Here is a 2,916-nt window from a genome sequence, read left to right as displayed (position 1 = left end):
GTGCCTATCCCAATGCCCGGATACTGTTTGCCGATGAAAAGAGTTTCAAGGCTGACAACCGCGTAAATTTCTTCAATCAGATCAAGAACAACGATTATGACTGCGTGATAATGTCGCACGACCAGTTCGGGAAAATCCCGCAGTCGCCGGAGATGCAGCAACAGATTCTTCAGGCGGAGCTTGATACGGTTGAGGAGAATCTTGAAGTGCTGAAACAGCAGGGCCACGATGTTAGTCGTGGTATGCTCAAAGGCTTAATCAAGCGTAAGGAAAACCTGACCGCCAAGATTGCGACCATTCAGTACCAGATGGATCAGAACAAGGATGCTGTCGTTGACTTCAAGCAGATGGGTATCGACCACATTTTTGTGGACGAGTCGCACCAGTTCAAGAACCTGATGTTCAATACCCGACACGACCGTGTGGCGGGATTAGGCAACTCGGAAGGCTCACAGCGTGCGCTGAATCTTCTCTACGCCATACGCACCATTCAGGAGCGGACGGGCAAAGACCTCGGTGCTACTTTTCTCAGCGGTACGACAATCAGCAACTCGCTCACCGAATTGTACCTGCTGTTCAAGTATCTACGCCCGAAAGAGCTTGAAAGGCAGGATATACGGTGCATCGACGCTTGGCTGGCGATTTTCGCAAAGAAAACAACCGACTTCGAGTTTAATGTCACCAATAGAATTGTGCAGAAAGAGCGTTTCCGTTACTTTATCAAAGTGCCGGAGCTTGCGGCATTCTACAACGAGATAACGGATTACCGCACGGCGGAGGATGTAGGCGTTGACCGTCCTGCAAAGAACGAGATACTGCATAATATTCCTCCGACGCCGCAACAGGAGGACTTCATCGAGAAACTGATGAAATTTGCCGAGAGTGGCGATGCCACCATACTGGGGCGAGAACCGCTGTCACAGACCGAAGAAAAGGCGAAGATGCTTATTGCCACAGACTATGCCCGCAAAATGTCAATGGATATGCGTCTTATAGACCCTTCGTATGACGATGATCCCGGCAACAAGGCCAGCCACTGCGCCCGGATGATAGCGGAATATTATCGGAAGTATGATGAACATAAAGGCACACAGTTTGTATTCAGTGATTTGTCAACATACAAGCCCGGGGAATGGAATGTCTATTCCGAAATCAAACGAAAGCTGATAGAGGATTACGGTATCCCGGCACATGAGATTCGTTTTATTCAGGAATGTAAGACCGACCGTAGCCGGAAAACACTGTTTCAGGCGATGAACGATGGCGATGTACGCGTGCTTTTCGGTTCGACACAGACGCTTGGTACGGGAGTAAACGCTCAAAAGCGGGTTGTCTGTATTCACCATCTTGATATACCTTGGGTGCCGAAAGACCTTGAACAAAGAGACGGCAGAGGTCAGCGACACGGCAACGATGTCGCAAAACTGTACGCAGGGAATAATGTTGACATTCTGATATATGCCGTGGAGAAAACTCTGGACTCCTACAAGTTCAACCTTCTTCACTGCAAGGCAACATTCATCAGCCAGCTCAAACGTGGCGCGCTTGGAACAAGAACAATCGACGAGGGCGCGATGGACGAGCAGAACGGCATGAACTTCTCGGAATATATGGCTATTCTCAGCGGCAACACCGACCTTCTCGAAAAGGCTAAACTTGAAAAGCGGATAGCGGCACTGGAGTCTGAACGCAAAGCCCACAACAAGGGTATCTCCGATTCCAAGTTTAGGCTCCAGACCATCAGCCACGACATTGCCAACAACGAGGCGGCAATAAGTCGTATGAAGGAGGATGCAGCCCGATATGCGTCGGTTGTCCAGCGAGATAAAGACGGCAACCCCGTCAACAATCTCACTATCGACACTTGCAACCTCCGTGACGAGCAGAACATGGGTATCCACCTTCAAGGTCTGGCGATGAAAACCGACACCCACGGACAGTACAAGCGTATCGGAGAAATCTATGGCTTCCCCATCAGCATTATCTCCGAGCGTAATTTTGTTGACGGCAAGGAGACCGTTCAGAACCGCTTTGTGGTCGAAGGCAACTACAAATACAAGTTCAACAACGGCTTCATAGCAATGTCCGACACCCATGCCGCCTGTATGAACTTCGTCAACGCATTGGAGAAGATACCCGGCATCATCGAGCAGTATGAGGAACGCACCGCCAGACTCAAAGCCGACGTTCCCCAGTTCGAAGCTATCGTCGCCAAGCCGTGGGGCAAGGAGGAAGAACTGAAAGGTTTAAAATCCGAACTTGCAGCCCTTGATCGCAGGATTACCGCTGAACTCACACCAAATAAAGAGGAACAGAACGGCGAGGAAAACAAGCAGGAAAAGGATTCACAAAATGTCTCTGTTGCTGAAGCTAAATCTAATGGCAATAAGGAGTCAATGGTTGCAGAACCATTTTCAAGGTATCGTGCCAGAGTTCCAATTTTTGGGATGTGCCATCCCAAACTATAATTAAAAAATAACTAAAAATGGGGTCTGGCGAAAGTCGGATCCCATTTTCATATTCAGACAATACAATATGAGCGTATTGTAATAGTAAATTTAATATGGTAAAAGATGCAATCTGACCGTACACACATCCTAAGTGGGTGTACAATATGTATCATTTCAACAGGATTGATTTAGATTTATCACTTCGCGATATAGCCTTATTATTTATTTAATTTAAACGCATAGTTGAGAATCGCAGTCGACTAAACGTTAAAAATAGTTAAAACAATAGATTTTAGTCGAATACATTATGTGCGTTATCTTTTTTCGATTATCTTTGCAATATGGTTCAGGCTTAAAAGTTAAACTAAGCGCTGGCAACCTTGACTCGGTCACCGATCCCGCTAAGCACGCCAAGCCTGATATAATGCAACCCAAACAGTAATAAACACATATATCTGTTAAACCC

The 2,916-nt window shown here is 47.1% G+C and carries 1 protein-coding gene; it reads left to right on the top strand.

What is annotated here, in order from left to right; all coding sequences use genetic code 11:
- Positions 1-2,468 (top strand): helicase-like domain-containing protein (locus C5O24_RS12190; RefSeq protein ID WP_262497765.1); only part of this gene is annotated, 2,468 nt, incomplete at its 5' end.
- Positions 2,469-2,916: the final 448 nt, after the last annotated feature.

The sequence above is a fragment of the Paramuribaculum intestinale genome (assembly GCF_003024925.1).
Taxonomy (GTDB): domain Bacteria; phylum Bacteroidota; class Bacteroidia; order Bacteroidales; family Muribaculaceae; genus Paramuribaculum; species Paramuribaculum intestinale.
This window is presented reverse-complemented; position numbering and strand designations above follow the sequence as displayed.